Genomic DNA, 25,519 nt, shown 5'->3' on the forward strand with positions numbered 1-25,519 from the left:
GATGCCGATGACCGTCCGGAGCCGTGGGCAGGGCGCAGCGCCGCCGCCGCCGGAGCGGACCGTGTACCGGGTGGTGTACGCGGTGCGGGGCGAGGCCGGCGTGCGGCGGGCGGAGGTCGAGGTGGTTCCCGGGTACTCGCAGGAGGGCGACATCCCCCGGATCCTGGCGGCGCGGCTGACCGGCCGGCCCGCGGACGCGGCGCGGATCACCGTGCTGGACCTGCGCGGGCCGTGAGCCGCGACAGGGCTCCGACCGGGCCCCGAGCGCCGCCGACGCATTGGCGGTGCGTCAGATTTGAGCTTTTCGCACCCCTTTTCCACCCGCTCTGACCTGGCTTTTTATGTCCGGTTACCGAACATTTACGGATGCTCTGTTCCGATACTCGGCCGTAGAAGTTAGGTTGCACCGCAATGCGCGGGTCCGTCCCCCACCCTCCGGCGCAACGAGCCGAGGGTCGCGCCGCGCGCTGGAAAGGCACAGGGCTCATCTGATGAGTGCGGACACCACCAGGCCTGCGGCAGCCGCCCAGGTCCCCCAGCAGGCCGGGCCGCCCGGGCACGGCGGCGAGGGCCATCTGAAGGCGGGACTCAAGAACCGCCACCTGTCGATGATCGCCATCGGCGGGGTGATCGGCGCCGGCCTGTTCGTCGGCTCCGGCGCGGGCATCGCCTCCACCGGGCCGGGCATCCTGCTCTCCTACACGCTGGCCGGTGTGCTGGTCGTGCTGGTGATGCGGATGCTCGGCGAGATGGCGGCGGCCGACCCGCAGAGCGGCTCGTTCTCGGCGTACGCGGACCGCGCGCTCGGCCGCTGGGCCGGGTTCACCATCGGCTGGCTCTACTGGTTCTTCTGGGTCGTGGTGCTCGCGGTGGAGGCCACCGCCGGCGCGAAGATCCTCAACGCCTGGATGCCCGGCGTGCCGCAGTGGGCGTTCGCGCTGCTCGTGATGGCGGTGCTGACCGCCACCAACCTGTTCTCGGTCGCCTCCTACGGCGAGTTCGAGTTCTGGTTCGCCGGGATCAAGGTGGTGGCGATCGCCGCGTTCCTGGTGATCGCCACGCTCGCCGTCTTCGGCGTGCTGCCCGGCACCCACGCGGTCGGCACCAGCAATCTGACCGGCCACGGCGGCTTCCTGCCGCACGGCGTGGGCGCGGTGTTCACCGGCATGCTCACGGTGGTCTTCGCCTTCATGGGCAGCGAGATCGTCACCCTGGCCGCGGGCGAGTCGGAGGACCCGGAGCGCGCGGTCAGCAAGGCCACCAACAGCGTGATCTGGCGCATCGGGATCTTCTACCTGGGCTCGATCCTGCTCGTGGTCACCCTGCTGCCGTGGGACTCGGACGCCGTCAAGGGCAGCCCGTACGTGGCGGTGCTGGAGCACGTGGGCATCCCGGGCGCCGGCCAGGTGATGAACGTGATCGTGCTGACGGCCGTGCTGTCCTGCCTCAACTCCGGGATGTACACGGCCTCCCGGATGGCCTTCTCGCTCGGCCAGCGCGGGGACGCGCCCAAGGCCTTCGCGACCGTGACCAAGCGGGGCGTGCCGCGGGTGGCCATCCTGTCCTCGGTGGTCTTCGGCTTCGTCGCGGTGTTCTTCAACTACACCTCGCCGGACACGGTGTTCGCGTTCCTGCTCAACTCCTCCGGCGCGGTTGCGCTGTTCGTCTGGCTGGTGATCTGCTTCTCCCAGCTGCGGATGCGCCGGATCATCGAGCGGGAGGCTCCCGAGCGGCTGACCGTCCGCATGTGGCTGTACCCCTACCTGACCTGGACGGCCATCGGCATGATCGGGTTCGTGGTGGCGTACATGTTCACCGACGCCGACGGGCGCAAGCAGATGTACCTGTCGCTGGTCGCCGCGGCGATCGTGCTCGCGGCCTCGGCCGTGGTGGGCCGACGGCGGCGGGCCGCGGTGGCGGCGGGGTCCTGACCCGTCCGCGCCGCGCGACAGTGCCGGGCCCGGGAGCCGTTGCGGAGGCTCCCGGGCCCGGTGCCGTTCGCCGGACACGAACCACAGTTTGACAATGGCACGTCAAGGGGGATACCTGGGCATGGCGCTCCCCCACGAGCGCTCCCCCACCCCCCGGGAGACCCCTTGCCACCCCTCCCCGCCCCCGCGTCCGCGCGCCTGCGCTTCGGCCACCGGCTGCGCCACTGGCGCGAGGCCCGCGGACTCAGCCAGGCCGAACTCGGCCGCCTGCTCGGCTACCACAACTCACTGATCAGCCGAGTGGAGAACGCCCGCCGCTGGCCACCGCCGGGGCTCCCCGCCCGGGCCGACGAACTCCTGCTCACCGGAGGCGAGTTGGCCGCCCTGTGGCAGCCCGTCCGGCAGGAGCGGGAACACCTCGGCGAACTCGCCGCCCCCACCCTGCCGCCCCTCGGCGAGAGCGGCACAGGGCCCCCGCCGGGCCGACCGGACGCCGCCACCTTCGCCGTGCTCGGCCACCTGCTCGACGTCTACCGCGCGGCCGCCGCCCACACCGGCGGCGAACAGCTGGCCACCGTCCTCGAACACCACGCCCGCACCCTGGCCGCCTGGCAGCACGCCGCCCCGCGCGAAACCGCCCCCGCCGTCCGCTCGCTCGCCGCCCGCTACGCCGAACTCGCGGGCTGGGCCCACTTCGAGGGGGACCGCCGCACCCGCGCGCTCGGCTGGTACGCGGCCGGACTGGAATGGGCCCGCGCCGCCGACGACCAGCCGACCGCGGCCGCCCTGCTCGCCCGGCAGAGCACCCTGCACTGGTGGAGCGGCGACCCGGCCACCGCGCTCGCCCTGGCCGAGGCCGCCCACGCCACCGCCCGCACCCTGCCCGGCCTGCGGGCCTGGGCCGCCCTCGCCCAGGCGCACGCCCACGCGCTGGCCGGCGCGGCGCCCGAGACGTGGCGGGCGATGGCGGACGCCGAACGGCTGACCGAGGCCGCCCTGCGGGCCGGCGAGCCGGTGCCCGGGGCCGCCCGAGCGGCCCTGGTGCTGGGCGTCGCCCACGGCACCTGCCACCGGGACCTCGCCGTCCGCACCGGCCGCACCGCCCACGCGCACGCGGCGGTGGCCCACCTGGGCGCCGCCCTGGGGCGCCTGGACCAGGCCGCCCACCCGCACGACCACGCCCTGGTCGCCGGCCGCCTCGCCGGGGCGTACGCCCGGGCCGGGCGCCACGAGGCCGCGGCCGCCGTCCTCTCCCGGCTGCCGCCGGACGCCACCGGCCGGATCGCCTACGAGCGGCGCCGGGCCCGGGCCTGGCTGGGCGGCTCGACGGCGCACCGGCCCCCGGCGGACGGCTGACCGCTGACCGCTGACCGCTGACCGCTGACCGCGGACGCGCCGGAGCGCCCGGTGGGGATTCTCCGGGCGCTCCGGCTCTTCGGTTCTTCGGCTCTTCGGCGGTCGGCGTCAGAGCCCGGCCGCCGCCGAGGCGATGTCGGCCGCGTAGGTGCTGACCTTGGTGTAGACGCCCGGGTAGCCGGGCCGGGCGCAGCCGTTGCCCCAGCTGACGATGCCGACCTGGACCCAGCGGCCGGCCGCGTCCCGGTGGACCATCGGCCCGCCGGAGTCGCCCTGGCAGGTGTCGACGCCGCCCTGGTCGACGTAGCCCGCGCAGAGCGAGGCCGCGCTGTTCAGGCCCGGGTAGGCGTTGGCGCAGGCGGCGTCGTCGACGAACGGCACGGTGGCCTTGAGCAGGTAGCGCTGCTGCGCGCCGCCCTCGGTCGCGGCGCCCCAGCCCATGATGGTGAAGGTGCCGCTGTCGTAGGCGGTGGAGTCGGTGGTCGGCAGCGTGCTCACCTGGCTGCCGCCGACCGGCGAGGCCAGCTTGATCAGCGCCCAGTCGTCGCCGCTTTCCGCACCGGAGAAGCCGGGCGCCTGGTACACGTACGTCGAGCGGACCTTGACCGCGCTGCCGCTGCGCAGGTCGACCGCGCCGGCGGTCGCGGTGATGCTGGTGTCGGCGCCGGTGCCGTTGACGCAGTGGGCGGCGGTGAGCACGATCTGCGGGGTGTAGAGCGCGCCGCCGCAGCCCATCGAGAGCCGCACCACGAACGGGAACTCGCCCTGCGCCGCCCGCGTGCCGCCGACCACGCCCGGCGACGGCGCCGAGGGTGCGGGCGAGGCGGCGGCGGGCAGCACCAGCGCGCCGGTGCCGAGCACCAGTGCGGCCAACAACACGATGAATCTGCCGAATTGACGCTTCATCAGACTCCTCCACTGACAGGTCGGGGAGCACCGAGGGTGGCCCCGAAGGCGTCGCGACAGGAGGGGCCCGACCCTGCCGGTCGAAACTGGCAGGAACACGGCAATGCGGGGTTCCGGACGGGAAAGCCCTAAGGTGATCGCCCATGCGAGATCTTGTGGCGGGGATGAAGTACCTGGTCGGGGGCCAGAAGTGGGTGGGTCGGCACGGCCGCTGGTGGGGCTTCGGCATGCTGCCCGCACTGCTCACCCTGGCCGGGTACGCCGTCGCGCTCGTCTTCCTCGGCGGCTGGTCGAAGGACCTCGCCGACTGGGCCACCCCGTTCGCCGACCACTGGAGCTCGCCCTGGCAGGGCCTGCTGCGCGACGCGCTCGCCGCGATCGCCTTCGGCGGCGGCCTGCTGCTCTCGCTGCTCACCTTCACCGCCGTCACGCTGCTGGTCGGTCAGCCCTTCTACGAGGCGCTGTCCGCGAAGGTCGACGAGACCGAGGGCGGTGCGCCCACCCCGCCGGATTCGCCGCTGTGGCGCGAACTGGTGATCGCGGTACGGGACAGCGCCTCCGTCCTGGCGCGGGTGGCCGCGTTCGGCGTGGTGCTGTTCGCCTGCGGCTTCATCCCGGTGATCGGGCAGACGGTGGTGCCGGCGCTGGGCTTCCTGGTGTCCGGCTTCTTCCTGACCGTCGAGCTCGTCGCCGTCGCCCTCCAGCGGCGCGGGGTGCCGCAGCGTGAGCGGATCCGGCTGCTGCGCGCCCGGCTCGGGCTGGCGCTGGGCTTCGGCACGCCGCTGATCCTGGCGTTCCTGGTTCCGCTGGTGACGGTGCTCGCCATGCCGGGGGCCGTCGCGGGCGCCACCCTGCTGGCCCGGGACCTCGCCCGCGACCTCGCCCTCGACCCGGTCCACGACGCGGCCACGGCGGACGAGCAGGAGCAGGAGCAGGAATCGGCGGCGGAGCCGGCCTCCCGGCCCGCCACCGGGAACCCGTACGCGACCTCCTGAAGCGGTGACCGGCCGGTCACCCTGCGCCGATCCCGGCCGGCCGGAGGTGTGAGGCCGCCCACACGGGGTTCGCCGTCTACTGCCCCCGATAGTGGACGGCTACGGCCCGGGCGCCGGCCGACCCCCCGGCACGGGCTCCCGTCCCGCGTCGGGCTGCCCGGAATGCCTCGAAGAACGCAGGCCACCGCACCTCACACCCACGCATTCCGCTCGCGCCACCGACCTTCGACCCACAAGTACGCAAGTCGGACAAATTCCCCCAAACCCATCACCGCGTCTCGCCGCAGCCACCCTGCGGCTACTACCCGCCGTAGTGGCACCTGCCTTTGCCACCCGTCCCCGGCCCTGCGAAGAATGGCCCGTCGCCAGGCAGCGCAGCCGGCCCCGCCCGCCGCGCAGCCGACCCGCCCCGCCACTTCCGCCGGGGCACCACGGCCGTCCCGGACGGCCGCGCGGGCCCCGCTCACCCGGGCGCCCGTGCGATGCCCCGCACCCGGTGCCACCGGCACGGCCCCCGACGGAAAAGGATTGTCCGCTTCATGCAGCTCAGCCATGCCCGCCGCAACTCCCTGATCACCGGCATCGCCACCCTCGTCGTCGCGAGCGCCGCCACCGCCGCCCTCGCCCTCCCGCAGGCCGGGAGCACCACCGAGGCCGCCGCCCCCGCGGCCGCCGTCACGGTGGACGACAAGGCGGCCGCCGACCAGGCCCAGGCTGACACCGCTGCTGCTGCCGCCGCCGACCAGGCCGCTCAGGACGCCCAGGCCCAGGCGCAGGCCCAGGCCGAGGCGGAGTCCGCCGCCCAGGCGCAGGCCGAGGCCGACGCGAAGGCCCAGGCGGACGCCAAGGCCAAGGCCGACGCGGACGCCGCCGCCTCCCGCTCCCAGGCGCGCCAGGACCTCACCAGCGCCCCGGCCCTCACCGGCAGCCCGCAGCAGATCGCCGCGCAGCTCGTCCCGGCCGGCCAGCTCCAGTGCTTCAGCAACATCGTGTCCCGCGAGAGCAGCTGGAACCACCTCGCCGTCAACGCCTCCTCCGGCGCGTACGGCCTGGTCCAGGCGCTGCCCGGCAGCAAGATGGCCTCGGCCGGCTCCGACTGGCGCACCAACCCGGCCACCCAGATCAAGTGGGGCCTGGACTACATGAACTCCCGCTACGGCAGCCCCTGCGCCGCCTGGTCGTTCTGGCAGAACCACCACTGGTACTAAACCGAGGCTGCCGAGCCTCGACGCACCCCGGGCCCGCGACGCACCACGCGTCGCGGGCCCCGCGCGTTCCGGCTGTCGTGGACGCGTCCGGCAGGCCGCGTGAAGATATGGCGTACGGTCGTACGATTTGGCGGGAATTGCTCGGTATTACGCACCGTCAGGGCTTTGCCACGGTCAGCGCGTCCTCTTACGCTCCGGCGTCATGCCCTCACCCCTCATCAGCGTCGTGCTCCCCGCCTACGACCAGCACAAACAGCTCGCGGACTGCCTGGACTCGCTGTTCGCGCAGTCCCTCCAGGACGTCGAGGTGATCGTGGTCGCCGACCGCTCCCCCGACGCCGCGGGCGAGCTCGCCGACGCGTACGCGGCCCGGCACCCGCGGCTGTCGGTCCTGCACCTCAACGCGGCGGTCGGGGTCGGGGTGAGCCGGAACGCGGGGGCGGCGCGGGCCGCCGGCGAGTACCTGCTGTTCCTGGACGCCGACCACCAGCTGCCCCAGGACGCGCTGCAGGCCCTCGCCGACCGGCTCGGGCAGACCGGCCCGGTGGATCTGCTGCTGTTCGGCCACTCCCGCCGGCACAACGGCCGGGACTGGCCGGGCGGGGCGGAGGCACTGCTCGCCGAGGCCGGCCCCGAGGTGTTCGAGCCCTTCGACCAGCCCGCCCTGTTCGGCGCGCCGCCGCTGGTCTGGGACCGGCTGATCCGCCGCGGCCACTGGGAGGAGCTGCGGCTGGCCTTCCCCGACGGCCGGTACGAGGAGATCCCGGTGGTGCACGCGGCACTGCTCGGCGCCCGCCGCGTCGCCGCGCTGGCGCGCGAGTGCGTGCAGCTGCGCCGCCGGGAGACCGTCCACCCCACCGGTTCCCCGGGCAGCGGCGTGTTCGACCTCTTCGACCAGTACGAGCGCAGCTTCGCGCTGCTGGAGGACCAGCCGCACCTGTACGCGGTGCGGGACGCGCTGTTCGTCCGGATGATCCGGCACTACCTGTTCGTCTTCGACCTGGCCGGGTGCGTCACCCGCGCCGAGCGGCCGCAGTTCTTCCACCGGGCCGCCGAGCACCACCGGCGCTTCCAGCCACCCGGCCACCGGCGGCCCGGCGGCCGCGAGGGGATCAAGTTCTCGCTGCTGGCCGGCGGCGCCTACCCGGCGTTCGAGATGGCCAAGCTCTCCCACATCGCCCGCGGCACGCTCACCGGGCGGCGGTGACTGGACTCCGCACGTGCGCGACCCCGCCTCCGCAGGCGGCGGGGCCGAGGTCCTGTCCGGGCGGCCGCCGACCGACACCCCATCGGCGGTACCCCGGTCGTGGCCGGTACCCCTGCGGGCGCGCGGCTGCCATGATCGGCCGGAGCCGTCGCCGCACCCGCCCGGAGGTCCCTGGTGAGCCGTCCGTCCGCAGCCCCCGGGGCCGAGCTGGCCCGCGAACTGGCCGCCGTACTGCGCGGGGAGGTCCGCTTCGGCACCGCCGAGCGGACCGTCTACAGCCACGACGCGTCCAACTACCGGCAGCTGCCGCTCGGCGTGGTCAAACCCGCCGACCTCGACGACGTCCGCACCGCCGTCGCGCTCTGCCGTCAGTACGGCGTGCCGGTGGTGCCGCGCGGGGCGGGCACCAGCATCGGCGGGCAGGCGATCGGCCCGGGCGCGGTGGTGCTGGACTTCCGCCGCCACCTCGGCGCCGTCCTGGACGTCGACCCGCAGGCCCGCACCGCCCGGGTCCAGCCGGGCACCGTGCTGGACGACCTCCAGCGCGCCGCCCGGCCGTACGGGCTGCGCTTCGGCCCCGACCCGTCCACGCACAGCCGCTGCACCCTCGGCGGCATGATCGGCAACGACTCCTGCGGCTCGCACTCGCTCGCCTGGGGGCGCACCTCGGACAACGTCGAGCGGCTGGAGCTGCTGCTCGCGGACGGCACCGAGCTGACCGTGGGCGGCCGGCTCACCCCGCAGGAGCGCGCCGCGCTCCGCGCCCTGCCCGGGCGGCCCGGCGAACTCCACCGGCAGCTCCAGGAGTTCACCGACCGCAACCTCGCCACCATCCGCCAGGGCCTGCCCGCGCTGCCCCGCCGCACCTCCGGCTACCCGCTGGACGCCCTGCTGCCCGAGCACGGCCACGACCTGGCCCGCGCGCTCACCGGCACCGAGGGCAGCTGCGCGGTGCTGCTCGGCGCGACCGTCCGGCTGGTCGAGGAACCGCCCGCGCGCGCCCTGGTGGTGGCCGGCTACCCCGACGAGGGCGCCGCCGCCGACGCCGTCCCCGCGCTGCTGCCGCTGGGGCCGCTCACCGCCGAGGGCATGTCCGCCGACCTGATCGCCGCACTGCTCGCCGCCGGCCCCCGACCGCCCGCGCTGGACCGGCTGCCCGCGGGCGAGTGCTGGCTCTTCCTGGAGACCGGCGGCGCCACCCCGGTCGAGGCCTACCAGGCCGCCCGCCGGCTCGCCGACGCGGTGCGCCGCGAACGCTCCGCCTCCGTCGCCCTCGTCACCGACCCGGCCGAGCAGCGCCAGCTCTGGGCCGTCCGGGAGGCGGGCGCCGGCATCGTCACCCGGCTGCCCGGCGGCGGCGAGGCCTGGCCCGGCTGGGAGGACTCCGCCGTCCCGCCCGAGCGCCTCGGCGACTACCTGCGGGACCTGCGCGCCCTGCTGCGCCGGCACAGCCTGCACGGCGTGCCGTACGGGCACTTCGGCGACGGCTGCGTGCACCTGCGGATCGACTTCCCGCTGGACGAGCCCGCCGGGGTGCTGGTCTTCCGGGAGTTCCTGGAGCAGGCCGCCGACCTGGTGGTCTCCTACGGTGGTTCGCTCTCCGGCGAGCACGGCGACGGGCAGGCCCGCGGCGAGCTGCTGCCCCGGATGTACCCACCCGAAGTGATCGCCCTGTTCGGCGAGTTCAAACGGATCTGGGATCCCGAGCACCTGCTCAACCCGGGGGCGCTGGTCGACCCGCGCCCGCTCGACGCCGACCTGCGCTTCGTCACCGCCCCGCGCCGCCCGCTGCCGCTCGCCCTCCCGTACGATCAGGACGGCGGCAGCCTGGCCAAGGCCGTGCACCGCTGCGTCGGCGTCGCCAAGTGCGTGGACCCGAACACCGGGGTGATGTGCCCCAGCTACATGGCCACCGGCGAGGAACGGCACTCCACCCGGGGCCGGGCCCGGCTGCTGGCCGAGATGCTGCGCGGCATGGCGGCACCTCCCGGCCGCCAGGGCGGCGCGGCGATCGCCGACGGCTGGCGCTCGACGGAGGTCCGGGAGGCCCTGGACCTCTGCCTGAGCTGCAAGGGCTGCGCGAGCGACTGCCCGGTCCATGTCGACATGGCGACCTACAAGGCCGAGTTCCTCCACCAGCACTACCGGCACCGCCCGCGCCCGCTCGCCCACTACTCGATGGGCTGGCTGCCGCTCTGGCTGCGGGCCGCCGCCCTCGCCCCCGGCGCCGCCAACACCCTCGCCCGCTCCCCGGCCGCCGGGCTGCTCAAACTGCTCGGCGGGATCGACCGGCGCCGGGTGCTGCCGGTCCTCCCGCCGGAGTCCTTCACCCGCTGGTACCGCCGCCACCGCGCCGCGCACCCGGCCCCGGCGGGGGCACGGCCGGTGCTGCTGTGGCCGGACACCTTCTCCGACCACCTCCAGCCGAACGTGCTGCGCTCCGCCGTCGAGGTGCTGGAGCACCTGGGCTTCGACGTGCGGCTGCCCGCCGGCCCGGTCTGCTGCGGCCTGACCTGGTACTCCACCGGCCAACTCGGCACCGCCCGCCGGGTGTTGCGGCGAAGCCTGCGGACGCTGGCCGACACCGGACTGCCCGCCGACACCCCGGTGGTCGGGATGGACCCGAGCTGCACCGCCGCCCTGCGCGAGGACCTGCCCCGGCTGCTCGGCCCGGACGGCCGCCCGCTCGCCGAACGCACCCGCACCTTCGCCGAGTTCCTCGACCAGTACGCCTCCGACGCCCCGCTCCCGCAGGTCCCGCTGGACGCCGTCACCCAGACCCACTGCCACCAGCACGCCGTCCTCGGCAGCGCCGCCGACCGCCGGGTCGAGGCCCGACTCGGCCTGCACAACCGGGTGCTGGACTCCGGCTGCTGCGGCCTGGCCGGCAACTTCGGCTTCGAGCGGGGCCACTTCGAGGTGTCCGAGGCGATCGCCGAGCGCGTCCTGCTCCCCGAGGTCCGGGCCGCCGCCCCCGACACGGTGATCCTGGCCGACGGCTTCAGCTGCCGTACCCAGATCTCCCAACTCGCCCAGGGCCGCCAGGCCCTGCACCTGGCGGAACTGATCGCCCGGGCGCTTCGGGAGCATTCCTAGGGCGCGGCGTGCTCGCCGAGGAAGGCCCCGGCGCGGGCCGCGGCCTCCTCCTTCGTCGGATAGCCGCGGTCGGCCGCGCCGCGCGCGCCGTCGGCGCCGACGCCCGCCCAGCGCCAGTCGCCGGATTCCGCCTCCTGCTCCAACTCGGCTGTTCCGCCGAACAGTTCGAGCGTGCCGTGCGGCGCCGCCGGGCGGGCCTCCGGCCACTTCTTCCGGGCACCCTGCCGGGTGATGCCCCAGGCCGCGCCCAGCTGCTCGTAGCTCGCACCGTAGGAACCCGCCGTCGCCGCCGCGATCGCGGTCAGCCGCTTGACCTCCGCGTCCACCACCTTCCAGGTGGCGAGGACGGAGAGCGCGACCTCGGCCGGGTCCGCGTTCCACATCCGGTCCTCGGGCAGCCCGGTCTCGCGCGAACGAACAGCCCTGGCAAGGGGGTTCAGGGCGTCACCGAGCGCCCTGGCCAGCTCGGACCGCTCCTCGGGGGTGATCTCGATCGATGTCATGCGACAACCATAGTTACCGAACCGGCATACGACAACCAAAGTTACCGTCCGATTCGAGCCCCGCCGCTCGGGCGCGAAGGGAAGACCCGCGACGAGCACCCGGCAGCCGACCGCCAGGGCCTCACCGAGGAAGCCCACGCCGATCGACAACTGCACCGGCCGGGCATCCGGAGCGAGACCGAAGCGGCCGGCGAGGAGGCCGAAGCCCGCCATCACCGCGAGGGAGCCGGCGGCCACCAGGAAAGTCCGGCCGGTGTACCGCTGCCACGCCACACCGTCGCGCTCGAACAGCGTGACGGTGATGCCGCGCAGCACCCCGAGTCCGACGCCGAGCGCGGCACCGGCGGCCACCCAGGCATAGTCACCCGCACCCAGACCCGGGTGCCGCACCAGCGACCAGAACCCGATCGCGGTCAGCACCACCGGCGGCGCGAACAGGTCCCGAGCGTTGAGCGGCTCCCCACGCAGCCGCCGGATCACCACCACCACGACCACGACGGCGATCAACCCCGCTTGCAGCCAGACGTTCATCGGCACACCCCTCCCCGGGAGTTTTTTAGCTCGACCATGCTAAATCAGCAATTTAGCTCGACCGTGCTATAACGGCAACATGCCCAAGATCGTGGACCCCGCGGAACGCCGCCAGGCCGTCGCCGACGCCGTGCTCCGCGTCGCCGCCCGAGAGGGGCTGGAACGCGCCTCGCTGCGCAACGTCGCGGACGAGGCCGGGCTCGCCATCGGCTCGGTACGGCACTACTTCGCCGGCAGCTCCGAACTGATGATCTTCGCGATGCAGGAGCTGGCCCGCCGCATCGACAGCCGCATCCGCACCCACGCCCGCACCCTGCTCGACCCGGAGGGCGACACCGACCGCCGTGCACAGGTCGAGGAACTCCTCACCGAGACCCTCCCCCTGGACGCCGAGCGCCGGGAGGAGTCCGCGCTCTGGCTGTCCTTCGTCACCGCCGCCCGCACCCGCCCCGAACTCCGCTCCCGCGCCGCCGAGTTGCAGGCCGGACTGGACGAGCTGATCCACCGCGTCCTGACGGAGGCCGAACGATCCGGCGCCCTGGCGCCCGACCTCGACCTCGCCGTCGAGACCCGCCGCCTCTCCGCCCTGCTCGACGGCCTCACCCTCCAGGCCGTCCAGCACCCGGACCTGGTCGGCCCGGACGAACTGCGCGCCGTGCTGCACCGCCACCTCGACACGCTGGCCGGACGATGCCCTGATTGATTCGCCGCGTCCCTGATCCGCCACAGCTGGCACTGACCCCCCGGCCCGGATCAGCCGACGCCGTCAGGCCCCGGCCTTGGCCGCCTCCTCCGCGGGCGCCTCCTCCGCGCAGACCGCCGACACGAACTCCGCGACCCGGGCCTGCGGCAGCCCGCGCGCGATGTCCGCCTCGCTGATCATCCCGACCAGCTTGTGCTCCGGGTGGTTGATCACCGGCAGCCGGCGCACCCGGTACTGCTCCATCACCCGTAGCACCTGCTCCGCGTCCTCGTCCGCCTCCACCGTCATCGGCCGGCCCAGGGCCAGCTCGCCCGCCGTCACCCCGGCCGGGTCCCGGCCCTCGGCGACGCAGCGCAGCACGATGTCGCGGTCGGTCACGATGCCCAGCAGCTTGTCGTCCTCCCCGCAGATGGGCAGCGCGCCGACGTGTCGTTCCCGCATGATCCGGGCGGCGGCGGCGAGCGTCTCGTGCTCGCGGATACACTCCGCGCCCGGGTGCATGATGTCGCTGGCTCTGGTCATGGTCCCGCCTCCTGGCCTGGCTTCCGCCCCCTGTCCATCCTGGTCCGGGCCCGCGGCGGCCGCCACCGGGCGCCGGTCAGGCCGCCTGGTCCGGCTCCGCGCGTCCGCCCGGCGCGTCCGCGCCCGGCAGCGGCGACTGGTCCAACAATTCCTCCAGCGGCGGGAGTTCGTGCTTCGAGCTGTCCTGCTCGACCTCCGCCTTCACCGCCTCCTCCCGCTCCACGGCGGCCCGTTCGGCGGCCTTCGCCGCTGCCGCCGCGGCATTCACCGCGGCCCGCTGCTGGTTGTCCGTCGCGCTGTCCAGGAAGCGCAGCAGCTCCACCGGGAAGGGCAGCACCAGCGTCGAGTTCTTCTCCGCCGCCACCTCCACCACCGTCTGCAGCAGCCGCAGTTGGAGCGCCGCCGGGGTCGCGCTCATCACCGCCGCCGCCTCCGACAACCGGGCCGAGGCCTGGTACTCACCGTCCGCCGTGATGATCCGCGCCCGCCGCTCCCGCTCGGCCTCCGCCTGCCGCGCGATCGAGCGCTTCATCGACTCCGGCAGCGCGACGTCCTTGATCTCCACCCGGTCGATCTCGATGCCCCAGCCCAGCGCCGGGCTGTCGATCATCAACTCCAACCCCTGGTTGATCGGTTCGCGGTTGGCCAGCAGGTCGTCCAGCTCGCTCTTGCCGATGATCGAGCGCAGCGAGGTCTGCGCCACCTGGGAGATCGCGAAGTGGTAGTCCTGCACGTTGACGATCGCCTTCACCGGGTCCTCGACCCGGAAGTACACCACCGCGTCCACCCGGACGGTCACGTTGTCCCGGGTGATGCCCTCCTGCGCCGGGATCGGCATCGTCACGATCTGCACGTTCACCTTGCGCAGCTTGTCCGCGATCGGCAGCAGCCCCACCAGCCCGGGCTCGCGCACATCCCTGCGCACCCGGCCGAAGCGGAACACCACTCCCTTCTGGAACTGCTGGACGACCCGGACGCTCAGGCCCGCCCAGATCGCCCCCAGCCCGACCAGCCCCCCGATGGCACCCAGCACCGCATCGACGATCATCGCGGCCTCCTTGCGGCCTCGGCGAGGCCTCCTCGCGCACCAGCCAGCCCCGGCCGTCGCCGACCCGGCCCAGCCGGGGGCCGCCGGAGCAGCTGATTCCACGCTACGCCTGCCCGGGCAGGCCGGCGCAGGGCCGATGCGGGGCCGGTACGAGCTCGGTGCACGGCCGATGCGGGCCCGGTGCGAGCCCTAGGAGGGCTTTGTCAGGTCCTGTAGTGGGGGTCGGGGGTTGTCCGGCCTCGAACGTCGCTGCGAGACGATCACCCGCTCGGGGATCGGTGGGGCGGTGGTGACCGGTTCGTCCCACGGGGTTGAGCGGGAGTCCGGGTCGGGCCGTCCGCCGACAGCCCGACCCCGGCCCTGTTCTGTTACGACCACTCCGGGTGCGGGGCCGTGATGCTCCCGAACTGGTACGAGTTGTTGGGGAGGGTGAAGACGTACTCGTGCGGGTCGTTGTGCGCGGACTCCAGCTTGTTCGGGACGCTGTGGTAGCCGAGCGCGTAGAGGTTCCGGGACGGGGCCCAGGTGTTGTAGCAGTAGATGGCGTTGCGCTTGGTCGCCATGTGCGCGGCAGGGATGTCCAGCACGTAGGCGGCACCGTTCGCACGGGAGCCGAGCGGCTGGTCGTAGGCGTAGACGAAATTGAAGCGCACGTCGGTGAGTTTGCCCTCGCGGGCCAGTTGCACGGCCGCGTCGGCGATCGCCTTGTGGGTGTCGGTGATCTCCAGCCAGCCCGCGGTGAACTTGTGCGAGGCGCCCGGGTACTGCCGCGCGATGGACGCGATCTTCGACTTGACCGTGGCGACGAACCGGGCGAAGGCATCGGGCCCCCCGTAGGGGGAGTCGACGATCTTCAGGTTGATCACCTTGTCGACCCCGAGGGTGGCGGCCGAGGCCATGAACTCGGCCGTCCGGCAAGGGACGATCTTGCTGCTGCCGTCGGTCGGCCAGTTCACCCCGTGGTGGCCGCCGGCCGCGCAGGGGTGCCGGTCCGAGCCTGTGGTCAGCGGGCAGGGATCGGTGTTCATCAGCTTCGCCAGCCCGTCGTTCTCTCCCCGTGTCACCAGCACGAGGTACACCGGCCGGCCGGCCGCCTTGTGCTCCAGGATCGCCCCGGCCAGGCCCAACGCCTCGTCGTCCTGGTGCGGCGAGTAGAAGATCGCCGGCGGTGCCGCCGCCGACGCCTCGGTCGCCCACATGCCGGAACTCAGCACCGTCGCGCCGGCCAGCGCGCCGGCCGTCAGGACCTGCCGTCGAGACGGACCCGCGTACCCGTTCTCCACCATTGCTGCCTCCCGGTCCCACCGGACCTTCTCGCCACCGCCCCGATCACCGGGCCCAACCCGGTCGACGGGCCACCGTCACCCGGCGGTTCAACCAGGCCGCCGTCCAGACCGCCCAGCGGGTGCGGCCGGACAGGACCTAGGATCGTGGCCATGTCGCAGTCCGCCGCCGACGCCGCCGACGACCCCGGCCACCCCCGCCACCCCGCCGAGGCCGCCGCCCGCGCCATCTCGCTCACCGCGCTGGACCGCGTCGTCACCGACTGCCGGGCCTGCCCGCGCCTGGTCGAGTGGCGCGAGGAGACCGCCCGCACCAAGCGCCGCGCCTACCTGGACTGGGACTACTGGGCCCGCCCGATCCCCGGCTTCGGCCCGCCCGACGCCCCGCTCGTCCTGGTCGGCCTCGCCCCCGCCGCCCACGGCGCCAACCGCACCGGCCGGATCTTCACCGGCGACCCGTCCGGCGACCTGCTCTACGCGGCGCTCTACGACCTCGGGCTCGCCAACCGCCCCGAGTCCGTCCGGTACGGCGACGGCCTGCACCTGCGCGGCGTCCGCATCACCGACCCGGTCCGCTGCGCCCCGCCCGACAACAAGCCCAGCACCGCCGAACGCGACACCTGCCGCCCCTGGATCACCCGCGAACTCCAGTTGCTGCGCCCCACCGTACGGACCGTCGTCGCCCTCGGCGGCTTCGCCTGGCAGGCCCTCCTGCCCGCCCTCGCGCAGGCCGGCTGGCAGGTCCCCCGGCCCCGCCCCGCCTTCGGCCACGGCGCCCTGGCCGTCCTCCCCGCCACCGACGGCGGCCCCGCCCTCCAGCTGTACGGCTGCTACCACGTGAGCCCGCGCAACACCAACACCGGCCGCCTCACCACCCCCATGCTCCGCGCCCTGCTCCGCACCGCCGCCCGGTCGGCCGGGCTGGAACCGGCGCCGGAGTAGGCCCGACGGCACCGACCCCCGTACGGTGCCGTCGGGCCTGCCCCGACCAGCCACGCCCCCGGTCGGCCGGGCACCCAACTGATCGGGCCCGCACTCAGTCGAACCGCCGGGTCGCGGTGATGCCGCCGTCCACCGGCAGGGTCACCCCGGCCACGTACGACGCCCGGTCGCTCAGCAGCCAGGCCGCCGCCTCCGCGATCTCGGTGTCCGCTCCCGCCCGGCCCAGCGGGGTGGAGCGGACCACCAGGGCGTCGAACTCCGGGCCGGACGCGAAGAACCGCTCCGTCGAGGGCGTCCGCACCACACCGGGCGCGACGGCGTTGACCCGGATGCCGTGCCGGGCGTAGTCGGCGGTGGCCGCCTTCACCAGGCCGGTCAGGCCGTGCTTGGCGGCCTGCTGGACGCCGTCCCCGAAGCCGCCCACCAGCGCGCCCACCCCGGAGTTGAGCACCACCGCGCCGCCCCGACCGCCCGCCGCCATCGCCCGCAGCTGGGCCCGCAGGCAGAGCCAGCTGCCGCGCAGGTTGAGCGCGTGGGTGTCGTCCCACTCGGCCTCGGAACGCTCGGCGAGCGGGGCCGGCGACAGGCCGGAACCCGCGTTGTCGAAGGCCGCGTCCAGCCGGCCGTACGTCGTGAGCGCCGCCTCGACCGTCCGCTCGGCGCCCTCCGCGGTGGTCAGGTCGGCGGCGACGGCCACCGCCCGGGCCCCGCCTGCCCGTAGGGCGGCGGCCAGCGCCTCCACCTCGGCGCCGGAGCGGGCGGCCAGCACCAGCAGCGCGCCCTCCCGGGCGAACAGCCGGGCGGCGGCTGCACCGATGCCGCGCCCGGCGCCGGTGACGATCGTGACCTTGTCGTCGAGAAGTCCCATGCGGCGAGCCTCCCGGCGCCCCGCCCGGGCCACCAGCGGCCAGCCCTTCCCGGGGACGGGCCGACCAGGGACCAGCCGGCCAGGGACCAGCCGACCGAGGACGGGCCAGCCAGGGACGGCCAGGTCCTGGCTAACCCCACCCGGCTGTGACAGCGTGACCGCATGCCCGAGACCCCGCTGGGCGCGTTCCTGCGCGCCCGCCGCGCCCGCCTCGCGCCCGCCGAGGCGGGCCTGCCCCCGGCCGGGCGCCGCCGGACGCCCGGGCTGCGCCGCGAGGAGGTGGCGGCCCGCGCGGGCATCTCCGCCGACTACTACGCCCGGCTGGAGCAGGGCCGCCAGCGGGTGCCCACCGGCCCGGTCCTCGACGGCATCGCCGAGGCCCTGCAACTGGCCGGGGCGGAGCGCGCCTACCTGCACCGGCTGGCCGCCCGGCACCGCACACCGGCCGGGGCGCCGCCCGAGCCGCCGGCCGTCTCCGCCACCACCCTGGCGCTGCTGGACACCCTGGACGCCGCGCCCGCCTTCGTCACCGGCCCGACCTTCGAACTCCTCGCCTGGAACCGCCCGGCCGGCCTGCTGATGGCCTGGCCGGAACGGCGCCCGCCCCACGAGCGCAACCTGCTCTGGCAGGTGTTCTGCTGCCCGTACGGGGACCGCTCGCAGGGCAACCTCGCGGCCACCGGCTCGATCGGCGCGGACCTCGTCGCCTCGCTGCGCGCCCACCACGCGGACCGCCCCGGCGACCGCGGGCTCACCCGTCTGGTCCGCCGGATGTCCTCGGACAGCCCGGCCTTCGCCGCACTGTGGGACCGCCACCGGGCCGGGCCGCCCGGCCCCGGCCGGCTCCACATCCGCCACCCGGCCCTGGACACCGACGTCCTGGACTACACCGTGCTCGCCCTGCCCGAGGAGGGCCGGTACGTCTTCATCTGCCTCGCCCCACCCGGCAGCCGCGCCCGCCACGCCTTCGCCGCCGCCCACGACGCGGCCCCGGCCCACGCGGCGCCGTTCTAGGTTGGGCCTAGGTTTGGCCTAGGTCCTGTCCGGCCAATCTTGGCGGGCCCGCGACGCGCCCCCAGCCTGGCGGCCGGGAGGTACCCCCAGGCATCCCGCCTGGACGCACGCCCGAATCGCCCAAGTACGTCCAGTACGAGGGCGGTCCGGGCGCACGCCCAGCCGGGCGCGTAATGGGGGTACCTCCCGGCCGAAGGCTGGGGGAGCCGCAGGCTGATCCGCCAAGATCGACCGGACAGGACCTAGCCGAACCGCGGCAGCTTGCGCCCCGCCGCCCGGGCCCACACCTGGGGCAGCCGGGACCGGGCCGTCTCGGCGGCGGTGAGCTGGCGGGCGTAGAGCACCCCGAGGCCGAAGGGCTCGCCGCTGTCGGCGGCCTGCCCGGCGAGGGTGCCGGAGGCGACCACCGCGTCCTGGTGCTCGCCGAGCAGTTCCTGGACGGCCTTCATCCGGTCCGTGTACCGCTCGGCGGCCGCGCCGACCGCCGGGGCGGCGGTCTCGCCGGCGTAGCGGGCGCGTTTGGCGGCCTTGCGGGCCTCGTGCAGGGCGCGGTCGCGCTGCTCGGCGGGCCCGGCCCCGGTGTCGAGGGCCGCCCGGACGCGCTCGCCGGTGCGGTGCTGCTCGCGCTCGGCGATCCGGGCCAGCTCGGGGACGGCGTCACGGCCGGCCCGGCGGCGCAGCGGGGGGTCGGCGAGGAGGGTGGCGAGGGCGTCGGCGAGGGCGCGGCGGCGCGGGCTGTCGAGGGCCGCGAGCACCTCGGGCCAGGCCTGCCGGTACTCGACCCGCCCCCACCGCTCCAGCTCCGCCGCGACCCGCTCCGGCCGGCAGGCGGCGGGCAGTGCCCGGGCCTGGGCGGCCAGCCGCTCGGCGAGCACCTCGCCGTCCCGGGCGCGGCCGAGGGCGGCCGCGAGCCAGCGCAGTTCGGCGACCAGGTGGTCGGTGGCCCCTGGGGCGAACAGCCGCCGGAAGGTCCGCAGGGCACTGCGCAGCCGCCGGCAGGCGACCCGCATCCGGTGCACCGCGTCCGGTTCGTCCGCCCGGACGGCGTCGTCGAGGCCGGCCAGTACCGCCGCTTGCCCGCCGAGGCGGTCCAGCAGCACCTGCCCCACCGTGGTGGCGGGTCGCGCCATGAGCGCTCACCCCCTCATCGGGGTCGCCGGGAACGCCTTCCAGGCTACGGGTCCGGGCGCACGACGACGACCAGGACCGCGACGGGAACGAGCAGACCCGGGACGGGGACGAGCCAGGCCCGGGACGACCGCTCGGCGCACACGACGCCGACCCGCACGAACAGCGAAGCGGTCCCGGCTGAGCGGGCGTCAGGCGGGTGAACGAACGGCCTCCGGCGGGCAACGCTTCCACTCCCCGGGTACGCGCCCTCGTGCCGGATGTAAGCGTCGTGGCATACTCCGGGACGTGACGACCTCCACCCATGCGATCAGGGCCCTGCGGGCCGCGGTGTTCACCGCGCTCGCCGTGCCGCTGTCCGCGCTGGGCCAGGTGGTCATCACGGGTCGCCCGCTGCCGCTCTCGCTGGTGGCGGCCGCGACCGCCGTCGTCTTCCTGGTCGCGGCCGCGCTGGCCGGCGGGGAGCGGCGGCTGCTGCACATCTCCAGCGTGCTGGTGCCGGTCGAGCTGCTGCTCAACACGACGTTCAACCTGGGGCAGGCCGGCTGTGGGCCGATCCTGTCCGAGCACGTGCCCGCGCGCGGTGTGAACCTGCTGGTGTGTGGCGGCGGTTCGGTGGACGGGTCGCTGCTGGCCGGTCCGCTGGGCCATGTGGGGCCGCTGGCCCCGGCGGCGACCCAGGTGCTGCTCCTGCTGGTGCACCTGGTGATCGCGCTGGCCGCCGCGGCCTGGCTGCGGCTGGGCGACGCCGCCCTGTCGGGCCTGGCCCGGTCGCTGCGCGCGCTGCGCCAGTCGCTGGCCCGCCCGTTGCGCGCCCTGGTCCTGCTGCTGCTCCCGGCTCCGGTTCGGCCGGTGCTGCGGGTGCCGCTGCCGGTGTCGGACCGCGAGCGGCCGCGCCGCGAGGACGTGGTGCTGAGCCCGGCTCCCCGGCGTGGTCCGCCGGTTCTCGCGCCTGCCTGCTGACCCGCCCGAGGCCGTAGGGCCGCCGCGCACGTTCGTCCGCAGGCAGCGCGCACAACTCCCGCGTTCACTCGATCCCGCCGCACCCGGTGCGGTTTCCCGCGCGCATCCGCGCGCCGCGTACAGGAGTTGCCTTCCATGGCTCAGACCCCCAGCAAGCAGCAGGCCAAGCGCATCAGTGCCCGTGAGCGGATCCAGGAGGCGCAGCGCATCGAGCAGGCGGCGTCGAAGCGCCGCCAGCGGATCGTCGTGGCGGTGTCCGCCGTCGCGGTGCTCGCCCTCGCGGGCGGAGCGGCGGTCGCGATCAACTCGGCGTCCGGCAAGAAGGACTCGACGGCGGCCGCCGATGCGGCCGCGCCGACGGAGCTGGTCGTCCCGGCGAACGCCTCCGGCCCGGACGGCACGGTGATCACCTACGGCAAGGCCGACGCCCCGCACACCATGGAGGTGTACGAGGACTTCCGCTGCCCGGTCTGCAAGCACTTCGAGGCGGCGAACGGCGAGGCGGTCAAGAAGCTGACCGAGGACGGCTCGGTCAAGGTGGAGTTCCACCTGGCGGCGTTCCTGGACAACGCCCTCGGCGGCAAGGGCTCGCGTACCGCGCTGGCCGCCGCGGGCGCCGCGCTGAACGAGGGCGTGGACAAGTTCAAGCAGTTCCACGACGTGCTGTACGCCAACCAGCCCGACGAGCGGAAGGACGACTTCGGCAACGTCAACCACATCCTCGACCTGGCCGGCCAGGTGCCCGGGCTGAAGACGGACGCCTTCGTGAAGGCCGTCACCGACAAGACGTACGCGCCGTGGGCGGCGAAGGTCGCGGAGGCGTTCAACGGCAGCGGGGTGACGGGCACCCCGACGGTCAAGGTGGACGGCAAGCCGATCACGCTGTTCAGCGGCCAGTCCACGGTGACGCCGGAGCAGTTCACCGCCCAGGTCAAGCAGGCCGCCGGCCTGAAGTAAGCAGGGCACCACCGGCCCGGCCGAACCCCGGCCGGGCCGGCTCCTCCCAGCCACCGGAGTGTGCTGCCATGACCGCCGCTACCTCTGTGCACCTCTCCCCTCCCGCCCCCGGCGACGCCGGCCGTGCGCCGGTCGGCGCGGGCCGGGCGTTCTCCCTGCTGCTGTTCCTCGGCGGGCTGATCGGGCTGGCCGCCTCGGCCGTCCTGACCTTCGACAAGCTCCGCATCCTGGAGAACCCGTCCTACGTCCCCAGTTGCAACCTCAATCCGGTGATCAGCTGCGGTTCGGTGATGCGCACCGAGCAGGCGGAGGTCTTCGGGTTCCCGAACCCGCTGCTCGGGCTGGCCGCCTTCGGCGCGCTGGCGGCGGTCGGGGCGGGGCTGCTGGCCGGTGCCGCGTACCGGCGCTGGTTCTGGCTGGGCCTGCACGCGGGCACCCTGCTGGGTGTGGTGTTCGTGCACTGGCTGATCGACGAGGCGCTGTACCGGATCGGCGCGCTGTGCCCGTACTGCATGGTGGTGTGGGCGACGGTGGTGGTGCTGTTCTGGTACACGACGCTGCACAACCTCCGGACGGGGGTGATCCCGGTGGGTCCGCGGCTGCGGCCGGTCGTGCGGGAGGCGGCGCGCTACCACTGGGCGGTGCCGGTGCTGTGGGCGGCGGTGATCGCGCTGCTGATCCTCAACCGGTTCTGGTACTACTGGAGCACGCTGGTCTGACGGACCTGACCGACTGGCATAGTTGACGGATCGTCAGCCAACGTACCCCGTGGAGTGCAGCAGCGCGGTGGCGCCGGTGCGCCGGGCCGCCAGGGCCCGGGTGAGCCGGCGCGCCGCGCAGGGGTGCAGCAGTGCGGCCGCCCGGGCGGGGGTGAAGTACCCGTATTCGGCGATCTCCTCGGCCTGCACCCGGATGGTCGCACCGGCCGCGACCGTTCCGCCGTCGAACATGAACTGCACGGCGGGGTGGGCGTGTTCGCCCTGGCCCGGGATCGGATCGCGCCACTCGACGACGAGCAGCCGCAGCTCGCCGGCCACCAGCCCGGTCTCCTCGCGCAGTTCACGGGCGGCGCATTCGGCGGGGCCCTCGCCCGGGTCCATCCCGCCGCCGGGGAACTGCCACTGGGCGCGGTAACTGGCCTTCAGCAGCAGGACGTCACCGCCTTCACCGGTGAGCAGCACGCTGCAGCCGACGTAGGCGCGCAGCAGCCCGGCCAGCCAGTCCTGTTCCGAAAGCCAGGTGTCCGTCATCGCGCCTCCTCCGCCGGTGCCCCGTCGCGGTGGCCACTCTGCCGCAACCCCCGTGCCGGATCCGGCGGTTCGTACCTAATCCACCCGATCGGGTACTCGACGCACGAGAGCTCCTACCCGAAGACCGCCCGCCGGTAGGCGTTGCGCAGGTCGGTGAGCGGCTGGATGCCGCGGTCGTAGTGGACCTTGTTGGTGAGCAGCAGCGCCCAGCGGCCGAGCCGCCGGGAGATCCAGATGCCGGTGCCGGTGAAGCCGTAGTGGACGAAGGTGCCCTCTGCGGGGTCGGTGCCGGGGGCGTGCAGCCAGGACAGGCCGCGGGCGGGGGCGAGACCGCCGGTCTGTTCGCGCAGCGACTCGGCGATCCAGGCCTCGCCCCAGGGCAGTTGGGGCGGCGGGGCGAGCAGCGCGGCGAGGAAGCGGGCGAGGTCGCGGGCGGTGGAGAAGGCCCCGGCGTTGCCGGAGACGCCGCCGAGCAGCCGGGCCGAGGGGTCGTGGACGACGCCGCACAGGTGGCTCCCGGCCTGCGGGTCGTACTCGGTGGGTGCGGTGCGGGCGGTGTCGGCGGGGCCGAGCGGCCCGTACCGGGTGTCGGCCATGGCGAGCGGCCGCCAGATCCAGCGGCTGGCGAGCTCGTCCAGCGGCGCGCCGCCGAGGTCCTCGACGAGGTAGCCGAGCAGGACGGCGGCGCGGTCGGTGTACTCGACGGCCGTGCCGGGCGCGCGGTGCAGCGGGGCGGCGATCACCCCGGCCCGGATCGCCGCGAGGTCGCGCCCGTAGAGCTGCTCGAATCCGGTGCGCGGGAGCATTCCGGCGGTGTGCGCGAGGAGTTGACGGACAGTCACCACGCTGACGGGGTGCCCGGAGGCGGGCGGCCACCAGCGGCCGAGCGGTTCGTCGAGCGGGAGCCGCCCGGCCTGCCGGAGCACTCCGGCGCAGGGCCAGAGGGCGACGATCTTGGTGAGGCTGGCGAGGTCGTACCGGGTGTCCGGCCCGGGGGCGAGCCGAGCGTACGGGCCCTGCCCGAGCACGCCGTGCGCGCCGCCGCCGAGCGCCCCTCCGGCATCGCCGACGGCCCAGACGGCGCCGGCCCCGACGGTGCGCACGCCGCCCCGGACCAGCTGGTCCAGCTCCCCGCCGGACGCGGCCAGGGCGGGGAGCCGGTCGAATCCTGGCGGTTGCTGGCTCATCGTCCCCCCTCAGAGGTGCCGTGAGCCTACCCGCCGGACGGGCCGGTCAGGCCGCCGCGGGCAGTTCCTTGCCGAGGCAGATGCTCTGCGGGTGATCGCGGTAGATGCCGAACTTCCGGATCGCCGCGTACCCCTCGGACCCGTACAGCGCCACGGCCTCGGGCTGCTCGGTGCCGGTCTCCAGGATGACGCGGGTGCGGCCGGCCTCGGCGGCGGTCTGCTCCAGGCGGCGCAGCACCGCCCGGGCCAGGCCACGGCCGCGGGCGGCGGGGATCACGAACATCCGCTTCAGCTCGACATCGCCGTCGCGCAGCCCGTCCGGCCCGGCCTGCTTGGCCCGCCAGCCCCCGCAGGCGACCGGCCGGCCGTCGAGGTAGGCGATCAGGAACAGGCCGGCCGGCGAGTCGAAGTCGTCGAGGTGCAGCACGGTCTCGTCGGGGTCGCCGTAGCGGCGGACGTACTCCTGCTGCACCTCCGCCGACAGGGCCTGGGCGTCGGGGTGGGCGTAGCCGGTGACGCGGAACTCGACGGTTCCGGCCTCCATGGTGGTGCTCTTCATGAGGGAAGAGCCTACGACCTGGATCAGCGGGTCTCGAAACGGGCGACCAGCTCGTTCTTGCCGAACATCCGTGCGGTGTCGACGGCGTTCGGGGTGCCGGCGGTGGGGTCGGCGCCGCCGTCCAGCAGGACGGTCAGCACGTCCTCGGCGCCCTTGAAGACGGCGCCGGCGAGCGGGGTCTGGCCGCGGTCGTTGGCGCGGTTCGGGTCGGCGCCGCGCGCCAGCAGGGCTTCGACGGTGGCGGCGTGGCCGTGGTAGGCGGCGAGCATGAGCAGGGTGTCGCCGCGGTCGTTGGTGAGGTTGGCGGGCGCACCGGCGTCCACGTAGGCGGCCAGGGTGTCGGTCTCGCCGGCGCGGGCGGCGTCGAAGAGCTTTCCGGCCAGGGCGATCACCTCGGCGTCGGGGGCGCCGGGAGCGTCGGCGGGCTGCTGGTTGGCGGCGTCGGTCATGGCGGGCGGCCTTTCCGGTCTGTGGGTTCTGCGGGCTCTGCGGGTTCTGCGGGCTCTGCGGGTGGCGGAGCCGCGGTGGCGGAGTGCGGCTGGAGGAGCTGCGCGTACCGCACCGTAGCGGCCGGGCGCCGGGCCGGGCCAGCGCGCATCCGGATGGCGGATGGCGGCCCTCGAACGGCGGCCATCCGGGCGAACTTCCCCGACCCCCCGGAAACCTCCCGCCCACCCGGCGGGAATGCCTCGCCGCGCTGGAACTGCGCGGGACACGGCCCCACCCCGGCCGGTCCGCCCGCCTTCGCCCGGACTCCAGGGCGACGTTGAACGGGAAACCACCCATTTGCACCGTTCCATCATCTATTACTTTTTGTCACGATTAGCGCACTTTCCGTAACACCGTCCCCGTCCCCCCTCCCCGAGGAGCAGAACGTGATCCTCTCGATTTCCGGCATCGTCCTGTTCGGCACCATCGCCTTTCTGTTCTTCCGCAGGGACGGGCTAAAGGTCTCCCACGCCGTCGTCTGCGCCCTCTTCGGCTTCTACGTCGCCGGCTCCTCGATCGCCCCGAGCATCACCGCCGGCGGTGCCAGCCTGGCGAGCCTGCTCGGCGGCCTCAAGTTCTAGGGCGTGTCTGACAATTCCCGCCGGGCGCGCGACGCTCCCCCAGCCTGGCGGCCGGGAGGTGCCCCCCAGGCATCCCGCCTGGACGCACCGGCGAAACGTCCAAGTACGGCCCAGTACGAGGACGCTTCGCCGGCACGCCCAGCCGGGCGCCCACCGCCGCGCGCTGATCCGACGCGAATTGTCAGACACGCCCTGGGCCCTGTCCGGCCGGACAGGGCCCAGGCCCCACGTTCCAGGCGCTGCCACTCCCCCGCACGGGCCCGGGCGCGGATCCCACCGCCCCGGGTCCCGT

Annotated in this window: 25 protein-coding genes; 14 read left to right on the forward strand and 11 right to left on the reverse strand. The window is 74.5% G+C overall.

Features of this window, described 5'->3' with window-relative positions:
* Positions 1-7 precede the first annotated feature (7 nt).
* The 3 genes from A6F73_RS03755 (at position 8) to A6F73_RS43870 (ending at position 3,287) form a co-directional block, all read left to right on the forward strand.
* A complete protein-coding gene (locus A6F73_RS03755) occupies positions 8-235 on the forward strand; it encodes a hypothetical protein (RefSeq protein WP_063346439.1) in 228 nt (75 codons plus the stop codon).
* Between the two features lie 256 nt (positions 236-491).
* Complete coding sequence (locus A6F73_RS03760; protein ID WP_063346440.1) at positions 492-1,931, forward strand: amino acid permease; 1,440 nt, start codon at positions 492-494, stop codon at positions 1,929-1,931.
* Between the two features lie 165 nt (positions 1,932-2,096).
* On the forward strand, positions 2,097-3,287 hold the full coding sequence (locus A6F73_RS43870) for a helix-turn-helix transcriptional regulator (RefSeq protein ID WP_063346441.1): 1,191 nt from the start codon (positions 2,097-2,099) through the stop codon (positions 3,285-3,287).
* 108 nt (positions 3,288-3,395) lie between these two features.
* Here the strand turns inward: A6F73_RS43870 and A6F73_RS03770 are convergent, their stop codons facing one another.
* Entirely contained in the window at positions 3,396-4,193 is a 798-nt protein-coding gene (locus A6F73_RS03770) for a serine protease (RefSeq protein WP_063346442.1), read from the reverse strand.
* Positions 4,194-4,336: 143 nt separating this feature from the next.
* Here A6F73_RS03770 and A6F73_RS03775 point away from each other — a divergent pair, with 143 nt between their 5' ends.
* The 4 genes from A6F73_RS03775 (at position 4,337) to A6F73_RS03790 (ending at position 10,699) form a co-directional block, all read left to right on the forward strand.
* Positions 4,337-5,188, forward strand: coding sequence for an EI24 domain-containing protein (locus A6F73_RS03775; protein ID WP_063346443.1), 852 nt, complete (start codon positions 4,337-4,339; stop codon positions 5,186-5,188).
* Between the two features lie 539 nt (positions 5,189-5,727).
* Positions 5,728-6,396, forward strand: coding sequence for a transglycosylase SLT domain-containing protein (locus tag A6F73_RS03780; protein WP_107452815.1), 669 nt, complete (start codon positions 5,728-5,730; stop codon positions 6,394-6,396).
* 202 nt (positions 6,397-6,598) lie between these two features.
* Entirely contained in the window at positions 6,599-7,603 is a 1,005-nt protein-coding gene (locus A6F73_RS03785) for a glycosyltransferase family 2 protein (RefSeq protein ID WP_063346445.1), read from the forward strand.
* A 174-nt stretch (positions 7,604-7,777) separates the two neighbouring features.
* Positions 7,778-10,699 (forward strand): FAD-binding and (Fe-S)-binding domain-containing protein, encoded by a 2,922-nt coding sequence (locus tag A6F73_RS03790; RefSeq protein ID WP_208869050.1) that lies wholly within the window; start codon positions 7,778-7,780, stop codon positions 10,697-10,699.
* Here A6F73_RS03790 and A6F73_RS42805 read toward each other — a convergent pair.
* Positions 10,696-11,733: a hypothetical protein gene (locus tag A6F73_RS42805; protein ID WP_244293276.1), complete on the reverse strand. Its 1,038-nt coding sequence runs from the start codon at positions 11,731-11,733 to the stop codon at positions 10,696-10,698. The two genes, A6F73_RS03790 and A6F73_RS42805, sit on opposite strands and share 4 nt — an antisense overlap.
* A gap of 79 nt (positions 11,734-11,812) precedes the next feature.
* On the opposite strand from A6F73_RS42805, the gene A6F73_RS03800 reads away from it, so the two are divergent.
* Positions 11,813-12,436: a TetR family transcriptional regulator C-terminal domain-containing protein gene (locus A6F73_RS03800; RefSeq protein ID WP_063346446.1), complete on the forward strand. Its 624-nt coding sequence runs from the start codon at positions 11,813-11,815 to the stop codon at positions 12,434-12,436.
* Positions 12,437-12,499: 63 nt separating this feature from the next.
* On the opposite strand, the gene A6F73_RS03805 is transcribed toward A6F73_RS03800, so the two are convergent.
* From A6F73_RS03805 to A6F73_RS03815, 3 genes are all read right to left on the reverse strand, one after another.
* On the reverse strand, positions 12,500-12,958 hold the full coding sequence (locus A6F73_RS03805) for a CBS domain-containing protein (protein ID WP_063346447.1): 459 nt from the start codon (positions 12,956-12,958) through the stop codon (positions 12,500-12,502).
* Positions 12,959-13,034: 76 nt separating this feature from the next.
* Positions 13,035-14,006 carry a slipin family protein gene (locus tag A6F73_RS03810; RefSeq protein ID WP_079135409.1) on the reverse strand — a complete coding sequence of 324 codons (972 nt, stop codon included), beginning with the start codon at positions 14,004-14,006 and terminating at the stop codon, positions 13,035-13,037.
* A 368-nt stretch (positions 14,007-14,374) separates the two neighbouring features.
* Entirely contained in the window at positions 14,375-15,292 is a 918-nt protein-coding gene (locus tag A6F73_RS03815) for a PIG-L family deacetylase (protein ID WP_063346448.1), read from the reverse strand.
* Between the two features lie 150 nt (positions 15,293-15,442).
* On the opposite strand from A6F73_RS03815, the gene A6F73_RS03820 reads away from it, so the two are divergent.
* Positions 15,443-16,231 (forward strand): uracil-DNA glycosylase, encoded by a 789-nt coding sequence (locus tag A6F73_RS03820; RefSeq protein WP_063346449.1) that lies wholly within the window; start codon positions 15,443-15,445, stop codon positions 16,229-16,231.
* A 94-nt stretch (positions 16,232-16,325) separates the two neighbouring features.
* On the opposite strand, the gene A6F73_RS03825 is transcribed toward A6F73_RS03820, so the two are convergent.
* Positions 16,326-17,099, reverse strand: a complete 774-nt coding sequence (locus A6F73_RS03825) for an SDR family oxidoreductase (RefSeq protein WP_063346450.1) — start codon at positions 17,097-17,099, stop codon at positions 16,326-16,328.
* Positions 17,100-17,261: 162 nt separating this feature from the next.
* Between A6F73_RS03825 and A6F73_RS03830 the strand changes: the two genes are divergently transcribed.
* Positions 17,262-18,113 (forward strand): helix-turn-helix transcriptional regulator, encoded by an 852-nt coding sequence (locus A6F73_RS03830; protein ID WP_063346451.1) that lies wholly within the window; start codon positions 17,262-17,264, stop codon positions 18,111-18,113.
* Positions 18,114-18,355: 242 nt separating this feature from the next.
* Here A6F73_RS03830 and A6F73_RS03835 read toward each other — a convergent pair whose 3' ends face one another.
* A complete protein-coding gene (locus tag A6F73_RS03835; protein WP_063346452.1) occupies positions 18,356-19,243 on the reverse strand; it encodes a CHAD domain-containing protein in 888 nt (295 codons plus the stop codon).
* A 286-nt stretch (positions 19,244-19,529) separates the two neighbouring features.
* Between A6F73_RS03835 and A6F73_RS03840 the strand changes: the two genes are divergently transcribed.
* From A6F73_RS03840 to A6F73_RS03850, 3 genes are all read left to right on the forward strand, one after another.
* Entirely contained in the window at positions 19,530-20,204 is a 675-nt protein-coding gene (locus A6F73_RS03840; protein WP_063346453.1) for a hypothetical protein, read from the forward strand.
* Between the two features lie 135 nt (positions 20,205-20,339).
* On the forward strand, positions 20,340-21,161 hold the full coding sequence (locus A6F73_RS03845; protein ID WP_063346454.1) for a thioredoxin domain-containing protein: 822 nt from the start codon (positions 20,340-20,342) through the stop codon (positions 21,159-21,161).
* 68 nt (positions 21,162-21,229) lie between these two features.
* A complete protein-coding gene (locus tag A6F73_RS03850; RefSeq protein ID WP_063346455.1) occupies positions 21,230-21,880 on the forward strand; it encodes a vitamin K epoxide reductase family protein in 651 nt (216 codons plus the stop codon).
* A 33-nt stretch (positions 21,881-21,913) separates the two neighbouring features.
* On the opposite strand, the gene A6F73_RS03855 is transcribed toward A6F73_RS03850, so the two are convergent.
* The 4 genes from A6F73_RS03855 to A6F73_RS03870 form a co-directional block, all read right to left on the reverse strand.
* Positions 21,914-22,411, reverse strand: coding sequence for an NUDIX hydrolase (locus tag A6F73_RS03855; protein WP_063346456.1), 498 nt, complete (start codon positions 22,409-22,411; stop codon positions 21,914-21,916).
* 113 nt (positions 22,412-22,524) lie between these two features.
* Complete coding sequence (locus A6F73_RS03860) at positions 22,525-23,598, reverse strand: serine hydrolase domain-containing protein (protein WP_063346457.1); 1,074 nt, start codon at positions 23,596-23,598, stop codon at positions 22,525-22,527.
* A 46-nt stretch (positions 23,599-23,644) separates the two neighbouring features.
* Complete coding sequence (locus A6F73_RS03865; protein WP_244293277.1) at positions 23,645-24,157, reverse strand: GNAT family N-acetyltransferase; 513 nt, start codon at positions 24,155-24,157, stop codon at positions 23,645-23,647.
* 23 nt (positions 24,158-24,180) lie between these two features.
* Positions 24,181-24,606: an ankyrin repeat domain-containing protein gene (locus A6F73_RS03870; RefSeq protein WP_063346459.1), complete on the reverse strand. Its 426-nt coding sequence runs from the start codon at positions 24,604-24,606 to the stop codon at positions 24,181-24,183.
* A 426-nt stretch (positions 24,607-25,032) separates the two neighbouring features.
* On the opposite strand from A6F73_RS03870, the gene A6F73_RS03875 reads away from it, so the two are divergent.
* On the forward strand, positions 25,033-25,227 hold the full coding sequence (locus A6F73_RS03875) for a hypothetical protein (RefSeq protein ID WP_063346460.1): 195 nt from the start codon (positions 25,033-25,035) through the stop codon (positions 25,225-25,227).
* Positions 25,228-25,519: the final 292 nt, after the last annotated feature.

Origin of the sequence: Streptomyces sp. MJM8645, assembly GCF_001625365.1 — a bacterium.
Taxonomy (GTDB): domain Bacteria; phylum Actinomycetota; class Actinomycetes; order Streptomycetales; family Streptomycetaceae; genus Kitasatospora.

What these genes read in the sequence shown, in the direction of transcription:
- A6F73_RS03755 (WP_063346439.1), top strand. Translation starts at nt 8, where the DNA reads ATGACCGTCCGGAGCCGTGGGCAGGGCGCAGCGCCGCCGCCGCCGGAG.
- A6F73_RS03760 (WP_063346440.1), top strand. Translation starts at nt 492, where the DNA reads ATGAGTGCGGACACCACCAGGCCTGCGGCAGCCGCCCAGGTCCCCCAG.
- A6F73_RS03770 (WP_063346442.1), bottom strand. Translation starts at nt 4,193, where the DNA reads ATGAAGCGTCAATTCGGCAGATTCATCGTGTTGTTGGCCGCACTGGTG.
- A6F73_RS03775 (WP_063346443.1), top strand. Translation starts at nt 4,337, where the DNA reads ATGCGAGATCTTGTGGCGGGGATGAAGTACCTGGTCGGGGGCCAGAAG.
- A6F73_RS03780 (WP_107452815.1), top strand. Translation starts at nt 5,728, where the DNA reads ATGCAGCTCAGCCATGCCCGCCGCAACTCCCTGATCACCGGCATCGCC.
- A6F73_RS03785 (WP_063346445.1), top strand. Translation starts at nt 6,599, where the DNA reads ATGCCCTCACCCCTCATCAGCGTCGTGCTCCCCGCCTACGACCAGCAC.
- A6F73_RS42805 (WP_244293276.1), bottom strand. Translation starts at nt 11,733, where the DNA reads ATGAACGTCTGGCTGCAAGCGGGGTTGATCGCCGTCGTGGTCGTGGTG.
- A6F73_RS03800 (WP_063346446.1), top strand. Translation starts at nt 11,813, where the DNA reads ATGCCCAAGATCGTGGACCCCGCGGAACGCCGCCAGGCCGTCGCCGAC.
- A6F73_RS03805 (WP_063346447.1), bottom strand. Translation starts at nt 12,958, where the DNA reads ATGACCAGAGCCAGCGACATCATGCACCCGGGCGCGGAGTGTATCCGC.
- A6F73_RS03810 (WP_079135409.1), bottom strand. Translation starts at nt 14,006, where the DNA reads ATGATCGTCGATGCGGTGCTGGGTGCCATCGGGGGGCTGGTCGGGCTG.
- A6F73_RS03815 (WP_063346448.1), bottom strand. Translation starts at nt 15,292, where the DNA reads ATGGTGGAGAACGGGTACGCGGGTCCGTCTCGACGGCAGGTCCTGACG.
- A6F73_RS03820 (WP_063346449.1), top strand. Translation starts at nt 15,443, where the DNA reads ATGTCGCAGTCCGCCGCCGACGCCGCCGACGACCCCGGCCACCCCCGC.
- A6F73_RS03825 (WP_063346450.1), bottom strand. Translation starts at nt 17,099, where the DNA reads ATGGGACTTCTCGACGACAAGGTCACGATCGTCACCGGCGCCGGGCGC.
- A6F73_RS03830 (WP_063346451.1), top strand. Translation starts at nt 17,262, where the DNA reads ATGCCCGAGACCCCGCTGGGCGCGTTCCTGCGCGCCCGCCGCGCCCGC.
- A6F73_RS03835 (WP_063346452.1), bottom strand. Translation starts at nt 19,243, where the DNA reads ATGGCGCGACCCGCCACCACGGTGGGGCAGGTGCTGCTGGACCGCCTC.
- A6F73_RS03845 (WP_063346454.1), top strand. Translation starts at nt 20,340, where the DNA reads ATGGCTCAGACCCCCAGCAAGCAGCAGGCCAAGCGCATCAGTGCCCGT.
- A6F73_RS03850 (WP_063346455.1), top strand. Translation starts at nt 21,230, where the DNA reads ATGACCGCCGCTACCTCTGTGCACCTCTCCCCTCCCGCCCCCGGCGAC.
- A6F73_RS03855 (WP_063346456.1), bottom strand. Translation starts at nt 22,411, where the DNA reads ATGACGGACACCTGGCTTTCGGAACAGGACTGGCTGGCCGGGCTGCTG.
- A6F73_RS03860 (WP_063346457.1), bottom strand. Translation starts at nt 23,598, where the DNA reads ATGAGCCAGCAACCGCCAGGATTCGACCGGCTCCCCGCCCTGGCCGCG.
- A6F73_RS03865 (WP_244293277.1), bottom strand. Translation starts at nt 24,157, where the DNA reads ATGAAGAGCACCACCATGGAGGCCGGAACCGTCGAGTTCCGCGTCACC.
- A6F73_RS03870 (WP_063346459.1), bottom strand. Translation starts at nt 24,606, where the DNA reads ATGACCGACGCCGCCAACCAGCAGCCCGCCGACGCTCCCGGCGCCCCC.